The sequence below is a fragment of the Nocardia sp. NPDC004568 genome (genome assembly GCF_040609955.1).
Lineage (GTDB): Bacteria > Actinomycetota > Actinomycetes > Mycobacteriales > Mycobacteriaceae > Nocardia.
This window is the reverse complement of record NZ_JBEXLL010000059.1, coordinates 1-21,800: the sequence shown is the minus strand read 5'-3', so window position 1 is coordinate 21,800 and position 21,800 is coordinate 1. Positions and strand designations below refer to the sequence as shown.

The 21,800-nt window shown below is 68.1% G+C and carries 27 protein-coding genes; 13 read left to right on the top strand and 14 right to left on the bottom strand.

Going from position 1 to position 21,800, the window contains the following annotated elements:
* Positions 1–10 precede the first annotated feature (10 nt).
* Both ABZV91_RS23555 and ABZV91_RS23550 read left to right on the top strand, forming a co-directional pair.
* Complete coding sequence (locus ABZV91_RS23555) at positions 11–1,741, top strand: sodium:solute symporter family protein (RefSeq protein WP_355245497.1); 1,731 nt, start codon at positions 11–13, stop codon at positions 1,739–1,741.
* 10 nt (positions 1,742–1,751) lie between these two features.
* Positions 1,752–1,994 carry a hypothetical protein gene (locus ABZV91_RS23550; RefSeq protein WP_355245494.1) on the top strand — a complete coding sequence of 81 codons (243 nt, stop codon included), beginning with the start codon at positions 1,752–1,754 and terminating at the stop codon, positions 1,992–1,994.
* A 237-nt stretch (positions 1,995–2,231) separates the two neighbouring features.
* On the opposite strand, the gene ABZV91_RS23545 is transcribed toward ABZV91_RS23550, so the two are convergent.
* The 6 genes from ABZV91_RS23545 to ABZV91_RS23520 form a co-directional block, all read right to left on the bottom strand.
* Positions 2,232–2,732: a L,D-transpeptidase gene (locus ABZV91_RS23545; protein ID WP_355245492.1), complete on the bottom strand. Its 501-nt coding sequence runs from the start codon at positions 2,730–2,732 to the stop codon at positions 2,232–2,234.
* A 176-nt stretch (positions 2,733–2,908) separates the two neighbouring features.
* The gene (locus ABZV91_RS23540; protein ID WP_355245489.1) at positions 2,909–4,207 is read right to left on the bottom strand and encodes a hypothetical protein; all 1,299 of its coding nucleotides are present in this window, start codon (positions 4,205–4,207) and stop codon (positions 2,909–2,911) included.
* Positions 4,204–4,428, bottom strand: a complete 225-nt coding sequence (locus ABZV91_RS23535) for a hypothetical protein (RefSeq protein ID WP_030521223.1) — start codon at positions 4,426–4,428, stop codon at positions 4,204–4,206. The genes ABZV91_RS23540 and ABZV91_RS23535 overlap by 4 nt, the downstream gene beginning before the upstream one ends.
* Before the next feature lie 334 nt (positions 4,429–4,762).
* Positions 4,763–5,770 (bottom strand): alpha/beta fold hydrolase, encoded by a 1,008-nt coding sequence (locus ABZV91_RS23530; RefSeq protein WP_355245486.1) that lies wholly within the window; start codon positions 5,768–5,770, stop codon positions 4,763–4,765.
* Complete coding sequence (locus ABZV91_RS23525; RefSeq protein ID WP_355245483.1) at positions 5,767–6,414, bottom strand: TetR/AcrR family transcriptional regulator; 648 nt, start codon at positions 6,412–6,414, stop codon at positions 5,767–5,769. Before ABZV91_RS23525 ends, ABZV91_RS23530 begins: the two co-directional genes overlap by 4 nt.
* Positions 6,411–7,757 carry an NAD(P)-binding domain-containing protein gene (locus ABZV91_RS23520; protein WP_355245481.1) on the bottom strand — a complete coding sequence of 449 codons (1,347 nt, stop codon included), beginning with the start codon at positions 7,755–7,757 and terminating at the stop codon, positions 6,411–6,413. Before ABZV91_RS23520 ends, ABZV91_RS23525 begins: the two co-directional genes overlap by 4 nt.
* Positions 7,758–7,933: 176 nt before the next feature.
* On the opposite strand from ABZV91_RS23520, the gene ABZV91_RS23515 reads away from it, so the two are divergent.
* The gene (locus tag ABZV91_RS23515; RefSeq protein WP_355245478.1) at positions 7,934–8,974 is read left to right on the top strand and encodes an NAD(P)-dependent alcohol dehydrogenase; all 1,041 of its coding nucleotides are present in this window, start codon (positions 7,934–7,936) and stop codon (positions 8,972–8,974) included.
* Positions 8,975–8,984: 10 nt separating this feature from the next.
* Here ABZV91_RS23515 and ABZV91_RS23510 read toward each other — a convergent pair whose 3' ends face one another.
* Positions 8,985–9,461: a nuclear transport factor 2 family protein gene (locus ABZV91_RS23510; RefSeq protein WP_355245476.1), complete on the bottom strand. Its 477-nt coding sequence runs from the start codon at positions 9,459–9,461 to the stop codon at positions 8,985–8,987.
* A 178-nt stretch (positions 9,462–9,639) separates the two neighbouring features.
* Here ABZV91_RS23510 and ABZV91_RS23505 point away from each other — a divergent pair, with 178 nt between their 5' ends.
* Positions 9,640–10,179, top strand: coding sequence for a DUF664 domain-containing protein (locus ABZV91_RS23505; RefSeq protein ID WP_355245473.1), 540 nt, complete (start codon positions 9,640–9,642; stop codon positions 10,177–10,179).
* Between the two features lie 45 nt (positions 10,180–10,224).
* On the opposite strand, the gene ABZV91_RS23500 is transcribed toward ABZV91_RS23505, so the two are convergent.
* From ABZV91_RS23500 to ABZV91_RS23485, 4 genes are all read right to left on the bottom strand, one after another.
* Positions 10,225–11,043 carry a SigB/SigF/SigG family RNA polymerase sigma factor gene (locus ABZV91_RS23500; RefSeq protein ID WP_355245470.1) on the bottom strand — a complete coding sequence of 273 codons (819 nt, stop codon included), beginning with the start codon at positions 11,041–11,043 and terminating at the stop codon, positions 10,225–10,227.
* Entirely contained in the window at positions 11,033–11,473 is a 441-nt protein-coding gene (locus tag ABZV91_RS23495; RefSeq protein ID WP_063058950.1) for an ATP-binding protein, read from the bottom strand. The genes ABZV91_RS23500 and ABZV91_RS23495 overlap by 11 nt, the downstream gene beginning before the upstream one ends.
* Before the next feature lie 168 nt (positions 11,474–11,641).
* Positions 11,642–12,295, bottom strand: a complete 654-nt coding sequence (locus ABZV91_RS23490) for a PAS and ANTAR domain-containing protein (protein WP_355245561.1) — start codon at positions 12,293–12,295, stop codon at positions 11,642–11,644.
* A gap of 105 nt (positions 12,296–12,400) precedes the next feature.
* On the bottom strand, positions 12,401–12,808 hold the full coding sequence (locus ABZV91_RS23485; RefSeq protein WP_355245467.1) for an STAS domain-containing protein: 408 nt from the start codon (positions 12,806–12,808) through the stop codon (positions 12,401–12,403).
* A gap of 318 nt (positions 12,809–13,126) precedes the next feature.
* On the opposite strand from ABZV91_RS23485, the gene ABZV91_RS23480 reads away from it, so the two are divergent.
* The 8 genes from ABZV91_RS23480 to ABZV91_RS23445 all read left to right on the top strand — a co-directional run bounded on the left by ABZV91_RS23480 (position 13,127) and on the right by ABZV91_RS23445 (position 17,722).
* On the top strand, positions 13,127–13,735 hold the full coding sequence (locus ABZV91_RS23480) for an NAD(P)H-dependent oxidoreductase (RefSeq protein ID WP_355245464.1): 609 nt from the start codon (positions 13,127–13,129) through the stop codon (positions 13,733–13,735).
* A 62-nt stretch (positions 13,736–13,797) separates the two neighbouring features.
* A complete protein-coding gene (locus tag ABZV91_RS23475) occupies positions 13,798–14,808 on the top strand; it encodes an iron-containing redox enzyme family protein (RefSeq protein WP_355245461.1) in 1,011 nt (336 codons plus the stop codon).
* A 5-nt stretch (positions 14,809–14,813) separates the two neighbouring features.
* Positions 14,814–15,464: a HemK2/MTQ2 family protein methyltransferase gene (locus tag ABZV91_RS23470; protein WP_355245458.1), complete on the top strand. Its 651-nt coding sequence runs from the start codon at positions 14,814–14,816 to the stop codon at positions 15,462–15,464.
* Entirely contained in the window at positions 15,445–15,807 is a 363-nt protein-coding gene (locus ABZV91_RS23465; protein ID WP_355245455.1) for a CDGSH iron-sulfur domain-containing protein, read from the top strand. The genes ABZV91_RS23470 and ABZV91_RS23465 overlap by 20 nt, the downstream gene beginning before the upstream one ends.
* 5 nt (positions 15,808–15,812) lie before the next feature.
* Complete coding sequence (locus ABZV91_RS23460; protein ID WP_355245452.1) at positions 15,813–16,046, top strand: DUF6480 family protein; 234 nt, start codon at positions 15,813–15,815, stop codon at positions 16,044–16,046.
* Positions 16,047–16,078: 32 nt separating this feature from the next.
* Complete coding sequence (locus ABZV91_RS23455) at positions 16,079–16,663, top strand: hypothetical protein (RefSeq protein ID WP_355245449.1); 585 nt, start codon at positions 16,079–16,081, stop codon at positions 16,661–16,663.
* Complete coding sequence (locus ABZV91_RS23450) at positions 16,664–16,942, top strand: BON domain-containing protein (protein ID WP_355245446.1); 279 nt, start codon at positions 16,664–16,666, stop codon at positions 16,940–16,942.
* A gap of 24 nt (positions 16,943–16,966) precedes the next feature.
* The gene (locus ABZV91_RS23445) at positions 16,967–17,722 is read left to right on the top strand and encodes a metallophosphoesterase (RefSeq protein WP_355245443.1); all 756 of its coding nucleotides are present in this window, start codon (positions 16,967–16,969) and stop codon (positions 17,720–17,722) included.
* An 8-nt stretch (positions 17,723–17,730) separates the two neighbouring features.
* Here the strand turns inward: ABZV91_RS23445 and ABZV91_RS23440 are convergent, their stop codons facing one another.
* From ABZV91_RS23440 to ABZV91_RS23430, 3 genes are all read right to left on the bottom strand, one after another.
* A complete protein-coding gene (locus ABZV91_RS23440; RefSeq protein ID WP_355245440.1) occupies positions 17,731–18,708 on the bottom strand; it encodes a DnaJ family domain-containing protein in 978 nt (325 codons plus the stop codon).
* Positions 18,709–18,801: 93 nt separating this feature from the next.
* Entirely contained in the window at positions 18,802–20,172 is a 1,371-nt protein-coding gene (locus ABZV91_RS23435) for a hypothetical protein (protein ID WP_355245437.1), read from the bottom strand.
* A 207-nt stretch (positions 20,173–20,379) separates the two neighbouring features.
* Positions 20,380–21,258: an alpha/beta hydrolase gene (locus ABZV91_RS23430; RefSeq protein WP_355245434.1), complete on the bottom strand. Its 879-nt coding sequence runs from the start codon at positions 21,256–21,258 to the stop codon at positions 20,380–20,382.
* Between the two features lie 250 nt (positions 21,259–21,508).
* On the opposite strand from ABZV91_RS23430, the gene ABZV91_RS23425 reads away from it, so the two are divergent.
* On the top strand, positions 21,509–21,800 hold a 292-nt coding region (locus ABZV91_RS23425; protein WP_355245431.1), incomplete at its 3' end, for a hypothetical protein.

Sequence of the window (21,800 nt, the reverse complement as noted above, 5' to 3'; positions counted from 1 at the left end):
AGAACGTCGTATGTCGCAGCACGAGCTATCCCACGAGGTCGTTTCACTGGTCGCGGAAGGCGAGGTACTGCGGCTCGACGCCCAGCCCGTCGACTACGCGATCGTCGCCCTCTATTTCGTTTTCGTCCTCGGTATCGGGCTACTGGCCCGGCAACGGGTGTCGTCGAGTATGGACTTCTTCCTCTCCGGGCGGTCCCTACCGGCCTGGGTCACCGGCCTCGCGTTCATCTCGGCCAACCTCGGCGCGGTCGAGATCATGGGCATGTCGGCCAACGGCGCCGAGTACGGTTTCCCCGCCTTCCACTACTTCTGGATCGGCGCGGTCCCGGCCATGCTCTTCCTGGGCGTGGTGATGATGCCGTTCTACTACGGCTCCAAGGTGCGCAGCGTGCCGGAGTTCATGCGCCGCCGCTTCGGTACCGGTGCGCATCTGGTGAACGCGCTCAGTTTCGCGGTGGCCCAGGTCCTCATCGCCGGAGTCAACCTCTATCTGCTCGGCACCATCCTCAATGTGCTGCTGGGCTGGCCGCTGTGGGTCGCGGTGATCGCGGCGGCGATCATCGTGCTCTCCTACATCACCCTGGGCGGGTTGTCGGCGGCGATCTACAACGAGGTGCTGCAGTTCTTCGTCATCGTGGCCGCGCTGCTCCCGCTGACCCTGATCGGCCTGCACCGGGTCGGTGGCTGGGACGGATTGCAGGACAAGGTGGCCGCCTCCCCCGGCGGTCCCGAACAACTGGACTCCTGGCCGGGTAACGCGCTGTCGGGCTTCGCCAACGACTTCCTGTCCGTCCTCGGCATCGTGTTCGGCCTCGGATTCGTCCTGTCCTTCGGCTACTGGACCACCAACTTCGTCGAAGTGCAGCGTGCACTGGCCACCCACTCCATCGCCGCCGCGCGTCGCACCCCGATCATCGGCGCCTACCCGAAGATCCTCATCCCGCTGATCGTCATCATCCCGGGCATGATCAGCGCGGTCCTGGTTCCGCAGATGGCCCAGTACAAGGCGGCGGTCACCGCGAACCCGGATGTGGAGAGCGACGTCACCTACAACCAGGCGCTGCTCTATCTGATGAAGGACGTGCTGCCCAACGGTCTGCTCGGGGTGGGCCTGGCCGGCCTGCTGGCCGCGTTCATGGCCGGTATGGCGGCCAATGTCTCGGCCTTCAACACGGTGTTCAGTATCGACCTGTGGCAGCAGTACGTGGTCAAGGACAAATCCGACGGCTACTACCTGCGGGTGGGGCGGCTGGCCACGGTGGGCGCCACCGTCGCCGCCATCTTCACCGCCTTCATCGCCGGCGGGTTCAGCAACATCATGGACTACCTGCAGACGCTGTTCAGTTTCTTCAACGCCCCGCTGTTCGCCACCTTCATCCTGGGCATGTTCTGGAAACGGATGACTCCCACGGCCGGTTGGACCGGCCTGGTCGCCGGTACCGCGGTGGCGGTGACCATCTTCGTACTGAACGAGACCGAGGTGTTCTCACTGTCGGGCCAGGGCGTGAGCTTCGTGGCCGCCGGCGCAGCCTTCGTGGTGGATATCCTGGTCAGCGTGGCCGTCACGCTGGTGACCGCACCGAAACCGGCCGCCGAGCTGGTCGGGCTGGTCTACTCGGAGACACCGCGCGAACTGCGCACCGACCCCGAGGCCGCCACCCTGCCCTGGTATCAGCGCCCGGTCCTGCTGGCGGGTATCGCGCTGGTGCTCGTGATCGTCCTCAATATCGTCACCGGATAGGACAACCATCGTGCTCTTCGATATCCGCACCATTGTCGGCAGCCTGCTCGGCCTCTACGGCGTCATCCTGGTGATCACCGGACTGGTTCACGACACCGTCGACGAGGAGGCCAAGACCGGCGGTATCAATGTGAACCTGTGGGCCGGACTGGGCCTGGTGGTGGTCGCCGCGGCCTTCGTGGCCTGGGCGCTACTGCGTCCCGTGGCGGTCGACCACCCCGATCGGAAATCGCCGCGGGACGGCACCGACTGATCCGCCCGGTGCCCGGAAGTGCGGCGTATCCCTCCACGGTGGAGCGGGCCGATACGCGGACCGGCGGCAGCTCAGTCCGGCAGACCCAGCGCGAAGCCGATCGCGATGAGAACACAACTGATGACGGCGACAGCCACGATGATCCACATGGGGCATAGCGTACGAAACCGGACGCGCGACCCGGGGACCGGGTCGCCGGTCCGGGCGGCGCGGCCCGGACCGGTTCATCCGGAGAGATCAGGGCACGACTTCGACCACGTCACCCGGGTTCAGGTAGTGGTAGACCGCGACGGCGCCGGGTTCGGTCAAGCGGATGCACCCGTGTGATTTGTGTTCCACCGGCCCGATGTGGAACGCGATATCGCCGTTGAAGAACACCGCGTAGTGCATCGGGGCGTTGTGCATGGTGCTCCAGTGGTAGAGCTCCTTGAACGCGACGTGGAAGACACCGGGTGGGGTCTCGAAGCCCTGCATACCGTGTGACATCGGCGTCGGCCCGTAGACGACAATGCCGTTGTCCATCAACCAGACCTCGTTGCTGGACAGTCGCAGGCAGGCCCGGGCCGCCGGTGAGCAGGGCGCCTGCGCCGGGATGACGGCCGGTGCACCGGGCACATCCGGCCCGTTCGGCCAGAGGGGTTCGGCCAGCGCGGGCGCGGTGGGCGCCAGCGCGGCCGCCACGATACCGGCGAGCGCGGCCGTACGGCATATCCGATGGAGGAACTGTCCGTTGCTCATCTCGTGCCGACCTCTTTTCGTCGATTTGCCGCCGCATCCGGCGAGGGATAGCAAATTCCGAGCGAAATCAGAGACCTTCACCAAGGTAACCGAATATCCCGAGCCGTGGGCGATAATCACCGGGGACGTGCCGAAATGAGACCCGGCCCGGCGATCACACAGCAACCTTCACCCGCTCAGGCGACACTCCAGCTACCAGGCGTCGAGCCGCGTCGCCGCCCGCGCCGCCGACGCTGGTAGAACACCTCCTCCACCGAGATGTTGGGCATCTCCTCGACGATTCCGGCCAGTTGCGCGTCCAGCCGCAGTTCGGCGATCCGCCGGTGCAGCCCGGCTCTCCGTTCCGCCGACAAGCCCGCCCAGATCGCGCCGATCCGGCGTTGCGAGGGATGATCGGCAAGAGCCACCAACCGGAGGAGTTCCGGCCAGAGGTCGTCGGCGTTGGCTATCTCCGGCAGTTCGGCGATCCGTTCCGGCGGCATCCGCACCAGCAGACCGACGATATAGCGCTGCACGTCGGGGTGGCTGCGTTCGGCCAGCAGCAGCAGACCCCGCCACGGTCCGGGGTAGAACGCGATGACCAGGGATTCGACGATCGCGGTGAGCGCCGCGGTATTGGCGAAGATGGGATTCATCGCCATCCGTTGCAGGGCCGGGTTACCGAGTTTCGACACGAAGGTCATCAGTTCCGGCGCCGCGCCCTTCTGGATGACGTGGGCGGCGAGTTTGCCCAGCGCTTCCGGACTGGCGATCGCGAGCAGGATATCCCCGATCTCGGACACCACGTCCCGGGAAGCCCGCGACATCACCGAGATCGCCGCCTCCTTCAATTCCGGCGAACCGGCCAGCACCGTCTCCATCATGCGCGGGACCCGTCGCGACCGGCCGTCCAGCAACTGGCGCAGTATGTTGCTGATCGCGGGCGCGGAATACGCGTAGGCGGCGGAGAAGATGATGCCCTCGTCGTCCAGGGTTCCGTGCTCGACCGCCTCGACGAATTTCGGTTTGGCGTATTCGAGGAACGGTCCGACGGTGATGTGGTCCTTGCGGCGTAGGACCTCGTTCACGATGGCGACCAGCGGCTCGGAGGCCATGATGTCGCCCAGTTCGCCGAGTGCCTTGGGATCCACATAGGGGGTGCAGTCCGCGGCGTACTCCGTCTTCAGCATGGTGAGCGTCTCGGCGGCGGCATCGGGATATTCGACGCCGACCGCTCCGGCCGCCCGGCCGGTCATCATGGGCGGCACGATGCGCTGTACCAGGGGCAGCGACACTGTGAGCGGGATGATCGGGATCAAGCGTCCGATCCGTTTGAACATCTCACCGTGGTACTCGAAGATCCGGCCCGAGATACGCTGCTCGAGTTCGTGCAGGTGATCGGCGCCGAGTCGTTCGAGGTAGGCGATACGTTCGACAGGCACGTGTAGCGTGCGCGCGAGCAGGATCATCTGCGCGCGGGTGACCAGATCGCTCATCCTTCGAGTTTGTCCCCGAACATGATCCGGCGGGTGATCGTCCGGAACGGCGGGGGAAAGAACCGGATCATGCCGTTGACGGCTTCGATGAGCAGGTCCTTCTCCTGTTGCTGGGCACTGCGGAACAATCCGAGCAGATCTTGGATCTCGGAGTCGGACAGCATTTCCGACGCGGCAGTGGGTCCGTTCAGTTCGCGGACGAGTTCGGTTTTGGCACTCATTCTGCTCCTGTGTATCTATCAGGGGCCGGCGGCCGCGACAACCACCGCCGACACCGGGTATTACCCGCCCGACGATATGCCGAATCTTCGCGAACGTAAGGGCATTCACAACTGGTGTTATCTGCCTGCAATTTGTGTCGCCGCACACCGCCGGGGTGCCGCAGACGCTACCGCAGGCCGGTACCCTGCCCGATGGTCCGCTGACCGACACGGGCCCGGCTCGGGCCCGGCTCGCCGATCACCCCAGGTCAATGCTGTTGTATTCGGGCGCTGGGGATCCCGGCGGCTGCGGCCGCCGGGGAGTGAGAGCACTCACCCGCCACGGACGCCGGTATCAGCGAGCCGCGGGCGCGGGTGGTGTCCCGTTCTCCGCTGCCGCCAGGTGCCGGCGCAGGAACAGCAGTTGGTGGGCCACGGCGGCATCGAAGAACGGATTGCCCGGCCAGATACCGAAGTGGTCGCAGGGATAGTGACGTACCTCGGCCCGCGCCGCGAACGCCGCCCGCGCCGCGGCGTGCGGCGGTGCGCCCCGATCGAAATCGGCGATCTGCACGAGCACGGGAAGGTTCAGTTCGGCGGCCGCGCGCGCGGGCCGGTAACCGGGAAGCTGTGCCAGCGCACCCGCGTCGATCTCGTTTCGCCAGGTGGGTCCGGCGAGCGCGCGGTAGGAGTCGTAATAACCCTCCGATGTCAGCGCGGCGACCTCCCCGGGCCGTCCGACGAGCGGGATGAGCCCGCTACCGCCGAAGGCCGCGGCCAGCCGGGCCCGGGCACCGCCGACCGCTCCGCGCAGTACTCCCGCGACACCACTCTCCCGCACCGCCAGGACACCCGCTGCCCGGCCGTCGACCAGCGGAGTGACCGAGACGACCGCCGCCAGAGCGGCCCGGACGGCGGTCGAGTCGGCCGGTGTGGCGCTAGCGGCGGCACCGGCGGCGAATACATGACCGCCCGACAGCGAGACGCCCCACAGCACCACCCGACGCGGGTCGATGCCCGGTAATCGCGCGGCGGCCAGCACCGCGGCCCGGTAGTCGGCCAACTGTTCCGACATACGCACCCGCTGCCGCGGCCGGCCCCCGCTCGCACCGAAGTACCGGAAGTCGAAGGCGAGGACGTCTATTCCGGCCGCGGCGTAGGCCCGCGCGAACGGTTCCAGCCCGGAATCCTTGGTTCCCCCGAAACCGTGCGCCATGACCGCGACCGGACGACCGGCCGGGCCGTCGAACTCGGCGGACGCGGCGGGGAAATGCCACGCGTGACAGTCCTCGCCGCCGGAGCGGAAGGTCACGGTGGCCACGGCGGTGGTATCGGCCGGGCCCGGGGTCTCGCGCAGAGTCATGAATCGTTCCTCGCTGTGCTGGGTGCGGCGGGTCCGGCGCCGTAGATCGACCGCAGCCAGACGCTGACCACCGATTCGATATAGCTTTCCCGGTCCAGTTCCACGTCGAAGGTCAGTCGCTCGAGCAGGCGCTCGTTGAGCAGGAGCAGGACATCGGCGACGGCGGTGGCGTCAGCGCCGGCCGGGGCGCGACCGCCGGCGCGTTCGGCCTCGATCATGGCCGCGATGGACGGAATGAAGGCCTGGCGATCGGACTCCCACAGTTCGCGCACGCCCGGGGCACTGCGCGCGGCCAGTACGGCGCCGTAGAGATGACGGTTGCGATCCCAGAACTCGACGAGTCCGCGGATGGTCCGCTCGATACGCTCGGCGGGTTCGCCGGCGCCGACGAGAATATCGTTGAGCGCGAATACTTCCTCATAGGTTTCCTCGAGCGCGGCGGCCACGGCCGCGGCCTTGTTCTCGAAATAGAAGTAGAACGCGGATCGGGTGAGCCCGGCACGGCGGGAGATCTCGGCGATATTGATGGGCTCGAGCCGGCCACCGTTGTCGCGCAGCAGTTCGTCCAGTGCCGTCAACAACGCGCTACGCCGCTGATCGCCGCGCTGCGGGGCCCGGCGATCGGTGCGCGACCGTGCGGTCATCCCGCCCGTCCCAGCGGGACCGGCCCCCGGGCCCGGGCCCGGCGCAGCCCGGCGGGCAGTTCGGTGAGACGCAGGTCCCGTTCGTAGACGAAGTAGTCCAGCTGCTGGGTGTGCCGGGGACGGTCCACCACATGACCCGTGAACCGCTGCTGATCGGCTTCGATGACCCGGTGCATCGTCTCCACCGGCGGCGGCCGGTAGTGCCCGGCCGCGTACGCGGCCACCAGCCGCGCCTGGCATTCCACGAACGGGAAGAGCGTGGGAAACGGCTGGGCGAATCCCACGAAGGCGAGGTCGTCGATACCCGGTGTGAATATCCGCTTGTAGAGGGCTATCCGATTGCCCGGAGCACTGAGGAATGCCGGATCGAAGAAAGGGAAGGTGATGTTGTATCCGGTGCAGTAGATGATGACATCGAAATCCTTCGCCGTCCCGTCCTCGAAATGCACCGTGGCGCCGTCCAACCGGCTCACATCGGGTTTCGCGACCACATCACCGGAGCCGAGCCGCAGCGGCAGTTCCACCGATTGGGTGGGATGGGCTTCGAAGAATTTGTGGTTCGGCGCGGGCAGACCGTATTTCACCGGATCTCCGGAGACGAACGGCGTGAAGATCTGGGTGATCTTCCGCTGCCAGGACAGCGGTATATAGGGGACGGTGCGGAAATAACGGTCGGCCGGAGTACCGGCGAAGTATTTGGGCACCACCCACGCACTCGACCGGGTCGACAACCACACCTCGTTCTCGGTACTGCGTGAGGACAGCTCGACGGCGATATCGGCGGCACTGTTGCCGATGCCGACGATCAGGATGCGCTTGCCGTACAGATCCAGCGGCGTGCGCGGATCGATATAGGAGTGGGAATGGATGGATTCCCCGGTGAACTCACCGGGGAAATCCGGGAAGCGGGGATCCCAGTGGTGCCCGTTGGCGACCACGAGCAGATCGAATCGGCGGGTCTCGCCGGTCCCGGTCTCGATATCCCAGCCACCGCCCGCGGCCGGGCGGGCGTGTTCGACGGCATTGCCGAATTCGATGGCGCGTTTCAGGTCGAAGGCCGCGGCATAGCCCTCCAGGTACTCCTTGATGAGGGTGTGGTGCGGGAAGTCGGGATAGGACTCCGGCATCGGATAGTCGCGAAAGGAGAGCTGGTATTTCGAGGTGTCGATGTGCAGGGAGCGGTAGGCGCTGGAGTGGCCGTTCGGATTACCGAACGCCCAGTTGCCGCCGATACGGTCGGAGGCTTCGAAACAGGTGTACGGAACACCGTAGTCGCCCAGCATCTTCCCGGTGGTCAGGCCGCTGATACCCGCCCCGATGACAGCGACGGTGGGTTGAGACATACGACCTCCTCGAGCACTACGCCGGTATTTCGGCCGACGAGCCGGGTGATACCGGTCACACACGGACCCTAGGCATGAATTTGACAGGTGTCAATAAAAATCAACTCTTGTCAGCCCTCGGCGGAGGGGCCTACTTTGTGAGGCACGCCATAGTCGGCCGGAGCGGGAGGTCACCCATGAGAGCGCTGCAACTCACCGAACCCGGCACCCTGGAGATACGTGAGGTCCCGATTCCGGAACCGGGTCCGGGCGAGCTGCTGATCCGGGTGGGCGCCGCCGGGCTCTGCCACTCCGACCTGCATGTACTCCACCTCCCCTTCAAGGTCCGCGAAGACCCGCTGACCCTCGGCCATGAGATCGCCGGCACCGTCGCCGCGGTCGGCGACCAGGTCGCCGGGCGGACGACCGGCGTACGCGGTGTGGTGTATCTGTGCTGGTCGTGTGGGCACTGCCCGGAATGCGCGAGTGGTAACGAGAATGTGTGCCGGGCGGCCGGACGGGTCGCCATGCCACCCTGTCCGGGCCTCGGACCCGACGGCGGTATGGCCGAGTACGTGGCCGTTCCGGCCACCTCCTTCGTCCCCATCGGCGAGCTGGATTTCGTCGCCGCCGCACCACTGGCCGACGCGGCGCTCACCAGCTATCACGCCATCCGCGGCGCCCGCGATCAGCTCTACCCCGGGGCCACGGCGGTGGTGATCGGCGCCGGTGGACTCGGCCACGTCGGGATCCAGATCCTGCGCGCGGTCACCCCGGTGCGGGTGATCGCGGTGGACACCGATCCGGACAAGCTCGAGCTGGCGGCGGAATGCGGTGCGCACGAGGGTCTTCCCGCCGATGCGGACACCGCGTCCCGGATCCTCGCCATGACCGGCGGCCGCGGCGCAGAAGCGGTATTCGACTTCGTCGGTGTGGACGCGACCGCGAAGCTCTCGGTCGAATCGGTGGGACCCAACGGCGCCTACCGGATGATCGGGCTGGGCGAGGGAGATCCCGGTATCACCGCGGGCCCCGCGGGCGGCCCCGGTCTGCCGTGGGGCGCGACGGTGCGCAAATCCTACGGCGGTACCAAACGCGATCTCATCGACAGTATCGCGCTGGCCCGGGAAGGGCGGATCACCGTGCGCACCCAGCAGTTCTCCCTCGAAGAGGGCGCGCACGCCTACGAACTGCTCGAACAGGGCCGGATCCGGGGGCGCGCGGTCCTGGTGCCCTGACCGGGCTCCCCTACGCCCCGGTCGCCCACATATTGCTGAGCAGTTTATGGCTGGGGGTATCGGCCAGCGACTGCGAGGATTCGTAGATCCGCACATAGGACGTGGCGTGGATGCGCCAGACCCCGTCGGCGCCGCGCCGGTAGCGGTCGGTGTAGTACCCGGCGCCGCGGATCAGCACACCGAACTCGGTGGCCAGTACCGTGTCCTCGAATAGCCAGCTACCGGTCGCGGTGTCGCCGTCGACGGTGATCTCCGGATGATTGGCCACGTGGGTGGTGACGAGGCCGGGACCCATGTTCTCGCGCATGAACCCGACCACCGCGTCGCGTCCGTCGAGCGTGAGCGCCTCACCCATGGCGTGGGTGCCGTAACGGGCTTCGATCTCCGGATCCAGCGTGGCGGCGAAATCGTCCCACTGCTTCAGATCCAGAGTGCGGAAGTACCGGTACTTGAGGCCGCGGAGAAGTTCGAGTGCCTGCAGATCCATGCAGCCACCTTGGCACGGTGACACGAGCGCGGCAAGAACATGTTCTACTTTTTCGCCGCGGCGACCCTCGTTTGCGCATTCCCGATCGTGGTACTGCGCCGATACCGGACGACAGCTCGCGGCACCCCGGTCCGTCGCGCAGGGGTTGTCGCGCGATCCAGCAGCGACGGAGACAGCAATGCACAGTGCCGACATACTCATCGACGCCTTCGACCGGGTCCGCGGTGCGGTCCACGAGGCGGTGGACGGACTCGACGAAGAGGCTCTGTCCCACCGTCTCGACCCGGCGGCCAATTCCATCGCGTGGCTGGTCTGGCATCTCACGCGGGTGCAGGACGAGCATCTGGCGGAATTGCAGAGTGCCGAATCGCTGTGGACGGGCCGCGGCTGGTTCGAACGTTTCGACCTGCCGATCGACCGGGAAGCCACCGGTTACGGCGACACGCCCGCCGCAGTGGCCCGCATCAGCGCGCCGCCCGAACTGCTCACCGGCTACCACGACGCCGTGCACGCGCGGACGGTCCGCTTCGTGGGCGCGCTGGTCGACCGGGACCTCGACGCGGTCGTGGACGCGAACTGGGATCCGCCGGTGACCATGGGCGTCCGCCTGGTCAGTGTGATCGCCGACGATCTCCAGCACGCCGGGCAGGCCGCTTTCGTCCGCGGGATCCTGTCCCGCGCCCCCGCCGGCCGCGCGGATCCGGCCGCGACCCGCTGACCGCTGCCCGGCCCGGCGGCGCCGGGCCGGGAAAGAGCGCGCCCGTCAATCGCGCAGCGCCTGCTCGCGGAGCCAGCCCAGGGTGCGCGAGAGTATCCGCGAGATGTGCATCTGCGACACCCCCAGCTCCTCGGCGATCTGGGACTGGGTACGGGATTCGAAGAACCGCATCCGCAACACCTGGCGTTCCCGGTCGGACAGCTCTTCGAGCAGGGGTTCGATCGCCAGGTAGTCCTCCAGCCAGCCGTAGGACGGTTCCTCGGCGCCCAGCGATTCCACCAGTGGCAGGGCAGAGCTGTCGCTGTCCTCCCCGGTGGCGGGCGCGTCCAGCGAGGACGCCTGGTAGGCGTTGCCGGCGATGAGGGCCTGGGTCACCTCCACCACATCGATCTCGAGTTCCGCGGCGATCTCCTTGGCCCGCGGCACCCGACCCAGCCGTTGCGAGAGGATCTCGATGGTGGGGCCCAGATTCAGCTGCAGTTCCTTGACCCGGCGCGGCACCCGGACCGACCAGGTGTTGTCGCGGAAATGCCGGCGGACCTCGCCCATGATGGTCGGCACGGCGAAGGACAGGAACGACGAACCCCGTGCGACGTCGAAGCGGTCCACCGCGTTCACCAGGCCGAGCCGGGCCACCTGCAGCAGGTCGTCGTAGTTCTCGCCGCGGCCGGAGAATTTCCGGGCGATGTGCTCGGCCAACGGCAGGCACCGTCGCATGATCTCCGCACGCAGTTCCGCACGGGCGGGGTCGTCCTCCGGCAGGGCGGCCGATTTGCCGAACAACGGCTCGATGTTGTCGTAACTGTCGTGGCCGCGATGACGGCGTGAAGGTCCGGGGTCCGCCCGCACTCCTTCACGCGCCATCGGCGCCTCCTCGGAACCAGCTGAACTCGACATCGGTCGGGTAACCACCACTCGCCACGTCGTAGGGGTGCTGTTCCACGCTGACCGAACGGGTCAGCGTCCGCACGATATGCCAGCCGAACCCCTCCTGGTCCTGGAGGGAGTCGACCTCCGAGATCGAGGTTACGCGCACTGTCATGCGATGCTCGTCGTAATCGAAATCGCAGGTCAGACTCGAATCGGGAACAGCCGCGGCAATCAACGACGTGGCCACCTCGTCGAGGGCGAGCCGGATATCGGTCACCTCGTCGAGACCGAAATCGGCGATCAGCGATACGGTCTCGGCCAGCGCTCGCAGCATGACCAGCTGCTCCTGCCGGGCCGGGATCCGTACGCCCACGGTCGTATCCGCCGATGTCGTATAGACGGAATCGGAGACACTCTCCCCCATGCGCACCACCACCTCGTTCCTGCCGCACCCCGGCGGCCGGGGGCGCCCACCGGGTCCCGTCGGTGCCCGTGACCGTCGGTGACGCCGCGGTTCGTCTTTCCTTCGGATGTCGGCCTGATTGTCACATGCGCACATACCCCGGCCGGAATCGCCGAAACCCCGCCCAGTTCACGCGCGGTCGGTCCGTTCGTGAACGGTGAGCAGCAGATGGTCGAATTCGGTACGCAACGCGGGTGCAGCGTAGTCGACCGTGGGCAGTTCGGCGACCAACTGCGCGGCCAGCGCGCGGAGTTTGGTGTTGGTCTCCTGGGAGCGCCAGATCAAGACCCGGAACGCCTGGTCGGCGCTGATCCCGTACACGACCATCAACGCGCCCTTGGCCTGCTCGATCACCGCGCGCGCCGCGTACAGACCCGGCAACGTGTCCTGCAGAGTTTCTTCTCGTTCCTCGGCCAGGGTCTCGGTGAGGTCGATGTAGTAGCCCGTGGACCCGATCACGACACCGTGCTCGTCGGTCATCACATCGGCCACCACGATCACGTGCTTGGTCCGACCGGCGCGGTCGACGATGCGGTGCCTGCTGCAGAACGGCGTCGCTTCGGCCACCGATCTCGCCAGCGCGTTCGCCACCTGCGCGCGGTCGTCGGGGTGCTTGTGGCCGAGCAGCAGCTGGGTACTGGGCGTCATCGGCGCGGCCGGGTAACCGTGCATCTCGGCTACGGCTTCCGACCATTCCCAGCGTTGGTCGGCGAACCAGAACCGGAAGGCGCCCGCACACTGCGAGACGCCCCCGATCGAGTCCAGCAGTTCCTCGGCGACCACGCCGTCTTCTCGCGTCACGGCTCGAGTATCGACCGTTCCAACGTGGAAAGCGACCCGCCCCGGCCGCTCGGCGGCCGGGGCGGGGTAGCGCGCGGAAGCGGCGGCTCAGCTCGTGAGCGCGCTGCTCAGGCTCGGGAAGTACTGGAACAGCGGCCGCACTCCCGCGACCTCGAGGGCCCGTTCCACTTCCTTGCGGCCACTGACCACCCGTAACTCGACGCCGGCCCGCCACGCGGCGGCCTTGGCCTCGGCGAGGATGACGGCGGCACGGATGCTCATGAACGTGGTCGCGCGCAGGTCCAGGACCACGGCGCGGCACAGGCCGGTGCGGCATCGTTCGAGCAGGGTGCGTAGTTCTTCGTGCAGTACGGCGTCCAACTCGCCTTCGACGCGGGCGATCACACATTCGGGGTGTTCGGACCTGCGTCGCGACCACATGCGCCCGGTGGTCACCGGACGCGAGTCGCTCTTGCGATGCTGATCGACCTGGCACCGGGCGGTGGTAACCGACATATCAATCCCATCCCTTGCTGGTGGGGGATTTCCGGTTGGCGTACGCGCGACGGGCGGATATCGGAATGGGAACGTCTCCCGCTCATCGAACCCGGGCACCGGGATACGCGGCACCGGGATCGGCTGCATGTTTTCAACCTGTCGACCATTCTGGCACGGTCGGCCGACCGTGTACACCGCCGCCGACCCCGGCATATCCGATCACCGGCACCCCCGGACGGCCGGATGGAGATGTTTATCCCTCGAACGACCGGCTATTGCGCAGAGGCACAGGGCCGGGTCGGACCGGCCGACCGAACAGGGGCGGAGGTTTCCGGAATGGCTTCTCTGACCGCGGTGGCACTGGTGTGCTCCTTGAAGAGTTCACCCACCGAATCCAGTAGCGATCTACTGGCCCGGCAGGTGCTCGACGAACTCACGAAACACGATGTGTCGGGCGAGGTGATCCGGGTCGTCGACCACGATATCCGGCCCGGTACCAGTGCCGACGAAGGTGACGGCGACGAATGGCCCGGTGTCCGGGCCCGGGTGGCCGACGCCGATATCCTGTTGTTCGCGACGCCGACCTGGGTCGGTCATATGTCCTCGGTCGCACAACGTGTGCTGGAACGACTCGACGCCGAACTGTCGGAAACCGACGACGCGGGGCGGCCCGCCATGTTCGGGAAGGTCGCCCTGACCGCGGTGGTGGGGAACGAGGACGGCGCCCACAAGATCACCGCCGACCTGTTCCAGGGCCTGAACGACATCGGCTACACCGTGCCCGCGCAGGGCGGAACCTACTGGAACGGTGAGGCCATGAGCGGGGTCGACTACCTGGACCTGGAGAAGATCCCCGATGCGGTGGCCTCCACCAACGCGACCGCCGCCCGGAATGCGGCACATCTGGCGCGGGCGCTGCGCGGCGCGCCCTACCCGGCCGACTGAACCCGCGGCGTGTTCCCGCCACCCTCTCCAGGGGTCCGCCCGATGCCTGTGAAAGGCGAACCATGGTCGAAACACTCACCCCGCGCGGAGCCGCCGTCGGCGCGCCCGCGCTCCCCGTGGCCCGCGGCCCGCTGTCGGCGGCCGTGCTGCCGTTGTTGCGGGAAGCGCCCGGACGGCCGGTACCCGAGGTCCCCGACGACCTCGATCCCTACGGTGACGATTTCCAGCTGACCCTGCACACCTGTTACGAGCTGCACTATCAAGGTTTGCGCGGGGTCGACGCCGACTGGGAGTGGGACCCGGGGCTGCTGCGATTACGCGCGGAACTCGAGCGCCGGTTCCTCGCCACCCTGCGCGCCGAGGTGCCCGGAGGTACCGATGTCACCGCGGAACTGGACCGATTGCTCACCGTACCGGTGGCCGGCGGCGTACCGGGCCGGCTGCGCGACGACGGGTCCTGGTGGCAGATGCGCGAGTACTTCGTCCAGCGCTCGATCTACCACCACAAAGAGGCCGATCCGGTGGCCTGGGTGATACCGCGTCTGCGCGGGCGGGCGAAGGCCGGATTGGTGGCGATCGAGTTCGACGAGTTCGGCGGCGGTCGCGGGGATCGCGTCCACGCCCGCCTCTACGCCGACCTGCTGCGCGGCGCCGGCTTGTCCGACGGCTATCTGCACTATCTGGACATCGTTCCCGCGTCCATGCTCGCCCTGGTCGACATGATGTCGCTGTTCGGCCTGCACCGTTCGCTGCGGGGGGCGGTCGTGGGCCATTTCGCGGCGGTGGAGATCACCTCCTCACCGGCCTCGAAACTCATGGTCGAGGCGCTGCGGCGGTTCTCCGCCCACCCGGACTGCGTCCGCTTCTACAGCGAGCATGTGACCGCCGACGCCGTCCACGAACAGGTCGTCCGCCGGGAGGTGCTCGACGATCTGCTGGCCCGCGAACCCGAGCTGGCCGAATCGGTCGTCTTCGGCATCCAGGCGACCGATCTGCTCGAGGACCGGTGCGCGGAGCAGATGCTCGGCCGCTGGCGCGCGGGCGCGAGCTCGCTGCGGACGACGGAAGGGTGAATCCGGTGTTCGTCCGAGTTCCCGGCGTCTACCGTCCCCAGCCGGATACCCGGCTGCTGGCCCGTGCGATGACCGATGCGGCCCTGCCGCGCGACGCGCGGGTCCTCGACGCGTGCACCGGAACCGGTGCGCTGGCGATCCACGCCGCCCGGTCGGGGGCGGCGGCGGTCACCGCGGTGGACCTGTCGCGTGCCGCGCTGGCCTCGGCCTGGTTCAACAGCCGGCTGTACGGCGTGCGGCTGGAACTGCTGTGCGGGGACGTCACCCAGGTGATCGAGGGCCGGACATTCGACGTGGTGGTCGCCAACCCGCCGTACGTGCCCAGCGAAACACATCCGCCCGAGGACGGACCGGCGCGCGCCTGGGATGCCGGCTGGCACGGCCGCCATCTGCTGGACCCGCTGTGCGAGATGATGCCGCAGCTGCTCCGGGTCGGCGGTACCGCGCTGATCGTGCACTCCGCGGTCTCGGGGATCGCCACTACCCTGACCCGGTTGCGTACGGGCGGGCTGAAGGCGACCGTGGTGGCCCGCACCGTCATCCCGTTCGGGCCGGTGATGCGCGACCGGCAGGAGTGGTTGCGCGAGCGCGGGCTGATCCAGCCCGAACAAGAACACGAGGAACTGGTGGTGATCCGTGCCGACCGAACCCGCTGACACACCGGCAGGTCCCGACGAACTGCTCGCCGCCATCCGCCACGCCGCCTCCGCTCCGCCGGACTACGGTGCGGCGGAGGACGTCGGCGCCGGCCCGCGGCCCGCGCCGGACGCCACGACACCGGAGGGGACGGACCGGGTGCGCCGGATCACCTTCACCGCCGAAGGCCCGGCTCTGGTGGAGGGCCCGCTGGAGGTGGTCACCCCCGACGGCGACCACGTGCCGGCCGACCGCTTCCTGGTCGCGCTGTGTACCTGCAAACGTTCCGGGAGCTACCCGCTGTGCGATACGAGCCATCGCCGCCGGGCCCGGCGCTCCGGAAAGGACCGAGACGGGAGGTAGAGGGTATGTCATCCATGGATCCCGACCCCGCCGAAACCCCTGATCTGGAACCGGGCGGCGGTGTGCCGCCGGGTTCCACACCACCCGACACCCCGCAGACCTCCGGGTTGTCGGCGGAAGAGCCGGCCACCCGGCATCACTTCCCGCCGACCGGGGTCCTGGCGGTGGTGCTGACGATCGCCCTGGTCGCGGTGTTCGCGGTGGTGGCGGTGGCCCTGGTGATCGCGGTCGTGAGCTGATTGGCGGCGCCGTATGCGGGTAGCCGCCCCGTATGGCTCCGACCCTTCAGCAGTTGCTCCATGCGCTGACGCGAGCCGCGAATGCGCTGACGCACCACGACGTCCCCTTCGCCGTGGCAGGCGGCTGCGCGGTCTACGCCCGGGGCGGACCGCCCTCGGACCACGACGTCGATATCTTCGTCAAACCCGCCGACAGCAGCCGGGCGCGCAGCGAACTCGCCCGGGCGGGACTGCGTATCGCCGACGCGGCCGAGGACTGGCTCACCAAGGCCTACGACGGCGATACTCTCATCGACGTCATCCACCGGCCCAACAACCGCGAGGTCGACGACGCCCTGTTGGCCCGGGCCGAACTCATGCGGGTGGGACCGACGATGGCGCCGGTGGTGCACGGCACCGACCTGCTGGTCGACAAACTGCTGGTCTTCGACGCACACCGGCTGGACCTGAGCCCGCTGTTACGTATCTCCCGCGATCTGCGCGAACAGGTGGACTGGCCGTCGGTGCGCGCCCAGACCGAACATTCGCCCTACGCGCGGGCGTTTCTCGGGTTGATCGACGATCTGGGCATCGCCGACACCCACGCCGATGATCGAACCTCAGGAAAGGCCGGATAGATGTCGGAAACCCAGAACCGTCCGCCCGGCCGGCCACCGGAATATCTGGCCGCCGAACTGCACCGGGCACTGACCGAGGATCCACGCTGCGCCGAACAGGGCGTACGCGTACGGATCCGGGGCGATGTGGTGGTACTCGACGGCGAAGTGGGTACCGCGCAGCGTCGGCGCCGGCTCGAGGACGTGGTGCACGAGATCGCACCGGACGTCCAGATCCACAACGACGTACACGTGACCGCGACGCCCGGCCCGGGCGAATGCGAGGACCTCGGTGACTGACACCGGGCGGAAGGGAGTGCACCGATGCGGATCGCCGCTGTGGGGGATGTCCACCTGGGAACCGATTCGCGGGGGTTGCTGCGTCCGGCACTGCGCGGCCTCCCGGACCACGCCGATGTGCTGCTGTTGGCCGGTGATCTGACCAACCACGGGACAATGCCCGAAGCCGAGGTGGTGGCCAGGGAATTCGCCGATCTCGGCGTCCCGGTCATCGCGGTACTCGGCAACCACGATTATCACAGCGACCTCTCCGACGAGATCACCGCAATGCTGGGTGCGGCCGGCATCACGGTCCTCGAGGGCAGCGCCACCACGGTCACGATCGGCGACCGCACGCTGGGGGTCGCCGGGACGAAGGGCTTCGGCGGCGGGTTCGCCGGGAAATGCGCCAGCGTGTTCGGCGAACCCCTGATGCGCGAGTTCGCCGGGCACACCGTGGAGTTGGCCACCGGGCTCGATACCGCGCTGGCCGAGCTGGACACCGATGTCACAGTGGTCCTCACCCACTACTCCCCCGTCAGCGACACCCTGCACGGTGAACCGCGGGAGATCTACCCGTTCCTGGGCTCCTACCTACTCGGTGAACCCATCGACACCCATCGGGCGGATCTGGCGCTACACGGGCACGCCCACGCCGGATGCGAACGCGGCACCACACCCGGCGGTATCCGCGTCCGCAATGTCGCCCAGCCGGTCATCCGATCGGCCTTCGCCGTATACGAACTGCATCCGCGGCAGCTACGCGAGCGCGAACGCACCGAGACCGCGTTGAGCGGATGACGTGGCCTCTATGGGGAGAACGCGGCCTCGATACCGTCGAACCAGGCCGCTTCCTCGAGCAGCCGGGTGCTGCGCCAGCCCTCGGGAGTGCGGACCAGGTCGTGGTTGTACCAGCCACCACAGGTGAACTGTTTGCCCGGGGACACGATCATCGGGTTGAAGAACATCGCCCGCACCTTCGCGGTGTCGCCGTCGAGGTCGACCGCGATATTCGAGATGAAGTGCTGGGTGCGGACGAACAGGTTCAGCTGTTCGGTCAGCTGGGCCACCACGGTCTCGAGATCGCCGACCGGGCCGCCGGCCGTGCTGTAGTCGATCTGCGCGTCGGCGGTGAACACCGTCCGGTACAGCGCCCAGTCCTTGCTGTCGACGGCGGTGGCGTAGCGGGTGAGCAGATCGGTGATCTCGAGCCGGTCGGCGAGGGTCGCTGAATCCATCCGTCCATACAACCGCACCGTCGCGGTGTTCCGGGCCGGTTCGGGCTCGGCGGCGGCGAAAGATCCGGCGCCACCGGCGCACCCCGGGCGCGGGGCCGGGCCCCGCGATGCCCGGGCGCGGCGCCGGGACCGCGACGTCCACCCGGGCGGGCCGCTCCCGCCACTCCCGGACGACCGTGTCGGCGTCCACCGGCGCGATCGGCACCTGTGGGCCGGTGGGCAGCCGCAGCCGTCGACGATGCGCCGGTTGAGTTCGGCGACCGTCGCACGGACCTCGTGTTCGGACGTCACGTCGCGGACGGTCTCCGGTAAGCGCTCCACATCACGGCGCAGCAGCAGCGAAGGGGGCAGCATCGCGTCGCCGCTCACACCTTCGCGACGCAGATAGTCGCGCAACCACGCGTTCTCGTCGTGGTAGGGATTTCCGGCGCCCGGTAGCGGTTCACCGGCGCCGGGGAGGTTCTCGAAGTCACCACGTTCGGCGGCCTCCCGGATCTTGCGATCGACCCAGGACTCGAAGTCGATACCGACGGGTTTGCGCTCGGTCATCGTGCCTCCTCACCGTCTCCCACCACGGTAGCGGCGATCCCGGCAGCCGGCACCGGTGGTGACCCGTGGAGCCCACGGGTCGCGCACCGGGGCTCAGGCGCCGTTGGTGGAGGCGCTGCGGGTGCGACCGGAACGGGCGCGGCGGCGCTCCGCCTGGAGTTCGGCGAGCTCCTGCTCGAGGATGTCGGCGACCCGGAACTGGCCGGTGTCGTAGCCGTCGGAGGAGCGCACGACATCGAGGAACTCGTCGGTCTCCTTGTCCCCGGACATCTTGCCCTTGGGGCCGTCCGAGGAACCGTTCCTGGCCCCGTCCGAGGAACTCTTACCCAACCCCGAGATCTTCTTGGGCTTGGGCACCGGAAGTTTGTCGGTGGTGTCGGCGGTCCTGGTGGTTACCGAATCCCCGTCGAACAGTGGCGAATTGGCGGCCATCTCATCGAGCAGCGAGCTGGTCCGTCCGATCAATCCCGAGGTGACCTCCGCCAGATCCCCCGACCGGCGTTTTCCCATATCACCACCCTTGCTGTCCGACCGGAAGGCCGAACCGCTCGATGCGGTACCCGATGTCTTGTTACCACCCGGTTCCAGCGCTGCCGGTTGCGGCGCGGCCTCGGTCACCGGCAGCGTGGCCGCTGCCTTCGCATGGTCCAGGCGCAGGCTCACCCGGGGCAGGTTGTTGCGGATCTGATCCGCCGGATCGGGTAGCACCCGGACCTGTTCGGTGGCCCGCAGGATCGCCATACCGTACCGGGCACTCGCCGCGTCGTGGATGAGCAGTGCGACACCGATCATCACGGGGGCGACCGCGTGTACAGCCGCGTCGTACCATTCGCCGAGTCTCAGATACGGGTAGGTGTTCAACCCGATGGTCAGCGCGAGCAGCGCGATCTCGGCGGCGGCCGTCTGCTTCCGGTTGTTGATCACTCCCCACTCGGCGACCTTGTTGGTACCGATCATGATGATGATCAGGCAGACACTGATCATCGCTTCCAGCAGGTAGCTGAACCAGAACAGAGGGTCGGTCGGGCCGGTGGGCGCGATGTTCTGCTGCACGTTGACGGCCGACCAAAGCATCCCGGCGCCGACCACACCGGCCAGTGCGCGCAACGACCAGGATCGATGCCGGTACAGCGAAGCGAGTTTGGCGTGCGGACTGGACTCCCGGCGCTGAGCGGCGATGGCTTTACGGGCGAGCAAGAGGTCGCGCATATCCGCCTTCTCGATCTGCTCGGTGGTCTGCCTGGCCCGATCGTTGGCCGAGGCGACCGCTTGGATCTCCTTCCAGCGTTGCCCGCGCTCCTGTTCGCGGATGCGCTCGGCGAGTTCGCGTTCGGCGCGTAGCTCCGATTCCGACAGTGCTTCGGTGAGGGCGGGGTCGAACTGGTAGGCCAAGCGGCCCCGAGCGTGTTCGACGCGCTGAGCCAGTTGCGTGACATCGTCCTCGAGTGGCGGTTCGACAGTCATTGCGGCTCCCGCCTCGGGTGATTCGATGGCAGACAAGTAGTCACGCCGGGGTACGGTACCGCGCTTTGCTCCGCGATGCATCGTCACGGTCGAAACAATCGAATTCCGTGGACGTTCACGGGCTGTTCACGAGTTCCCCCGGCGGCCCGGCGTTTCCGCGTCCGCGGGTGCGCGACACGCCCCGGCGACGCCCGGCAGCGCGGAAGTTCACAGGGCGTTCAGGGTGGTCAGGACCGCTTTCACCACGGGACGCGCCTCGGGGACCGGTGCGAGCGGATACACATGGAACAAACCGGGTTCGGCGAGAAGGCGCACGCGCGCGCCGGCGCGTTCGGCGAACACGCGCGCGTCGGGGTACAGGATGTCGTGCGTGCCGACGAAGAGATCCGTTTCCGGCAGCGCGTCCACCGGGCCGTTGATCGGGCTGAGCTCCGGACGCCCGAGGTCGTCCCCGCCGGCCCAGACGCGTCCCGCCTCGAGCAGACCGGGGCGCGCCAGCCACGGATCGTCCGCTTGTACCCGGTCGATCTCCGGAGCCGACAGGCGCATATCGAGACACGGCGCGAACAGGATCAGCCGCGCGGGACCGGGCAGCCCGGCCGCCGGCAGCGCCTGGGCGAGCAGCAGGGCCAGCGTGCCGCCGGCCGAATCCCCGGCGAGCACCACCCGCCCGGGATCCACCGCGGCGATCACCTCCCGGTACACCGCGAGGAGATACGGCCGCGCCGACCGGTAGGTGTAGCGCGGCGCCAGCGGATAGATCGGTACCTCGACCCGGTGCCCGGCCGCGACGAGCCGATCGATGAACCGCCAGTGCCACCGGCTGATCTCCCGGAAGAAGCTGCCGCCGTGCAGATAGACCACGACCTTCCCGGATCCGGGCGTCGTCCGGGGTGTCACGCGGTAGCACGGGAACCCGTCGACGAGGCGGGCCTCGACCCGGTGCCGGCGCTCCAGCCACCGCGGCGGGGTGTGCGCGCCGGCAGGCTCGGCCATCGCGGTCCGGGCCCGCTCGGCGGTCGCCATACCGCGTTTGCGGGTGACCCGCAGGAATACCGACAGTGCCCGGGCGCGGCGACTCACCATGACGGTCTCCTCCCTCCGTATCCACCCCGGTGGACGGAACCGGGGTGGATACGGCTCGCTCCGGAGCATATTGCGCGATGTTCACCGGTGGGGCGGGTTACCTTCGCGGCATGTGCGAAACAGGTCGTACCGATACCGGACGCACTACGTCTGCGCGTCCTTCCGGATATCGCCGAAGCAGTGGAGTCGGCGGGCCGGGGCGGATCCACGTGTGACGGTGCGGTACGGTTGCCCGCGTTGTGGAATCGAAATGTACTGCGCCGGATCGGACTTCGCCGTACCCGCCCGGAACGACCGTGCCGCCCGGTCGGTGGCCGCCGCGATCCTGAGCAGCGATATCCGATACGACGGCTACCGCAGCCACGGAGGCGACCGGGACCGCAGGTTCCGGCCGCGCACCCGCGCCGAACTCCGGGGCCGCCGCTTCTACGCGGCGCGGCACGCACTCCCGCTCGCCGGCGCCCTGGCCCGGCGCGACCCCTGGCGCCCGTCCCCGGGCCGGCACCGGCCGCAGATCCCGGTGCTCGCCCGCCGCGGCGGGC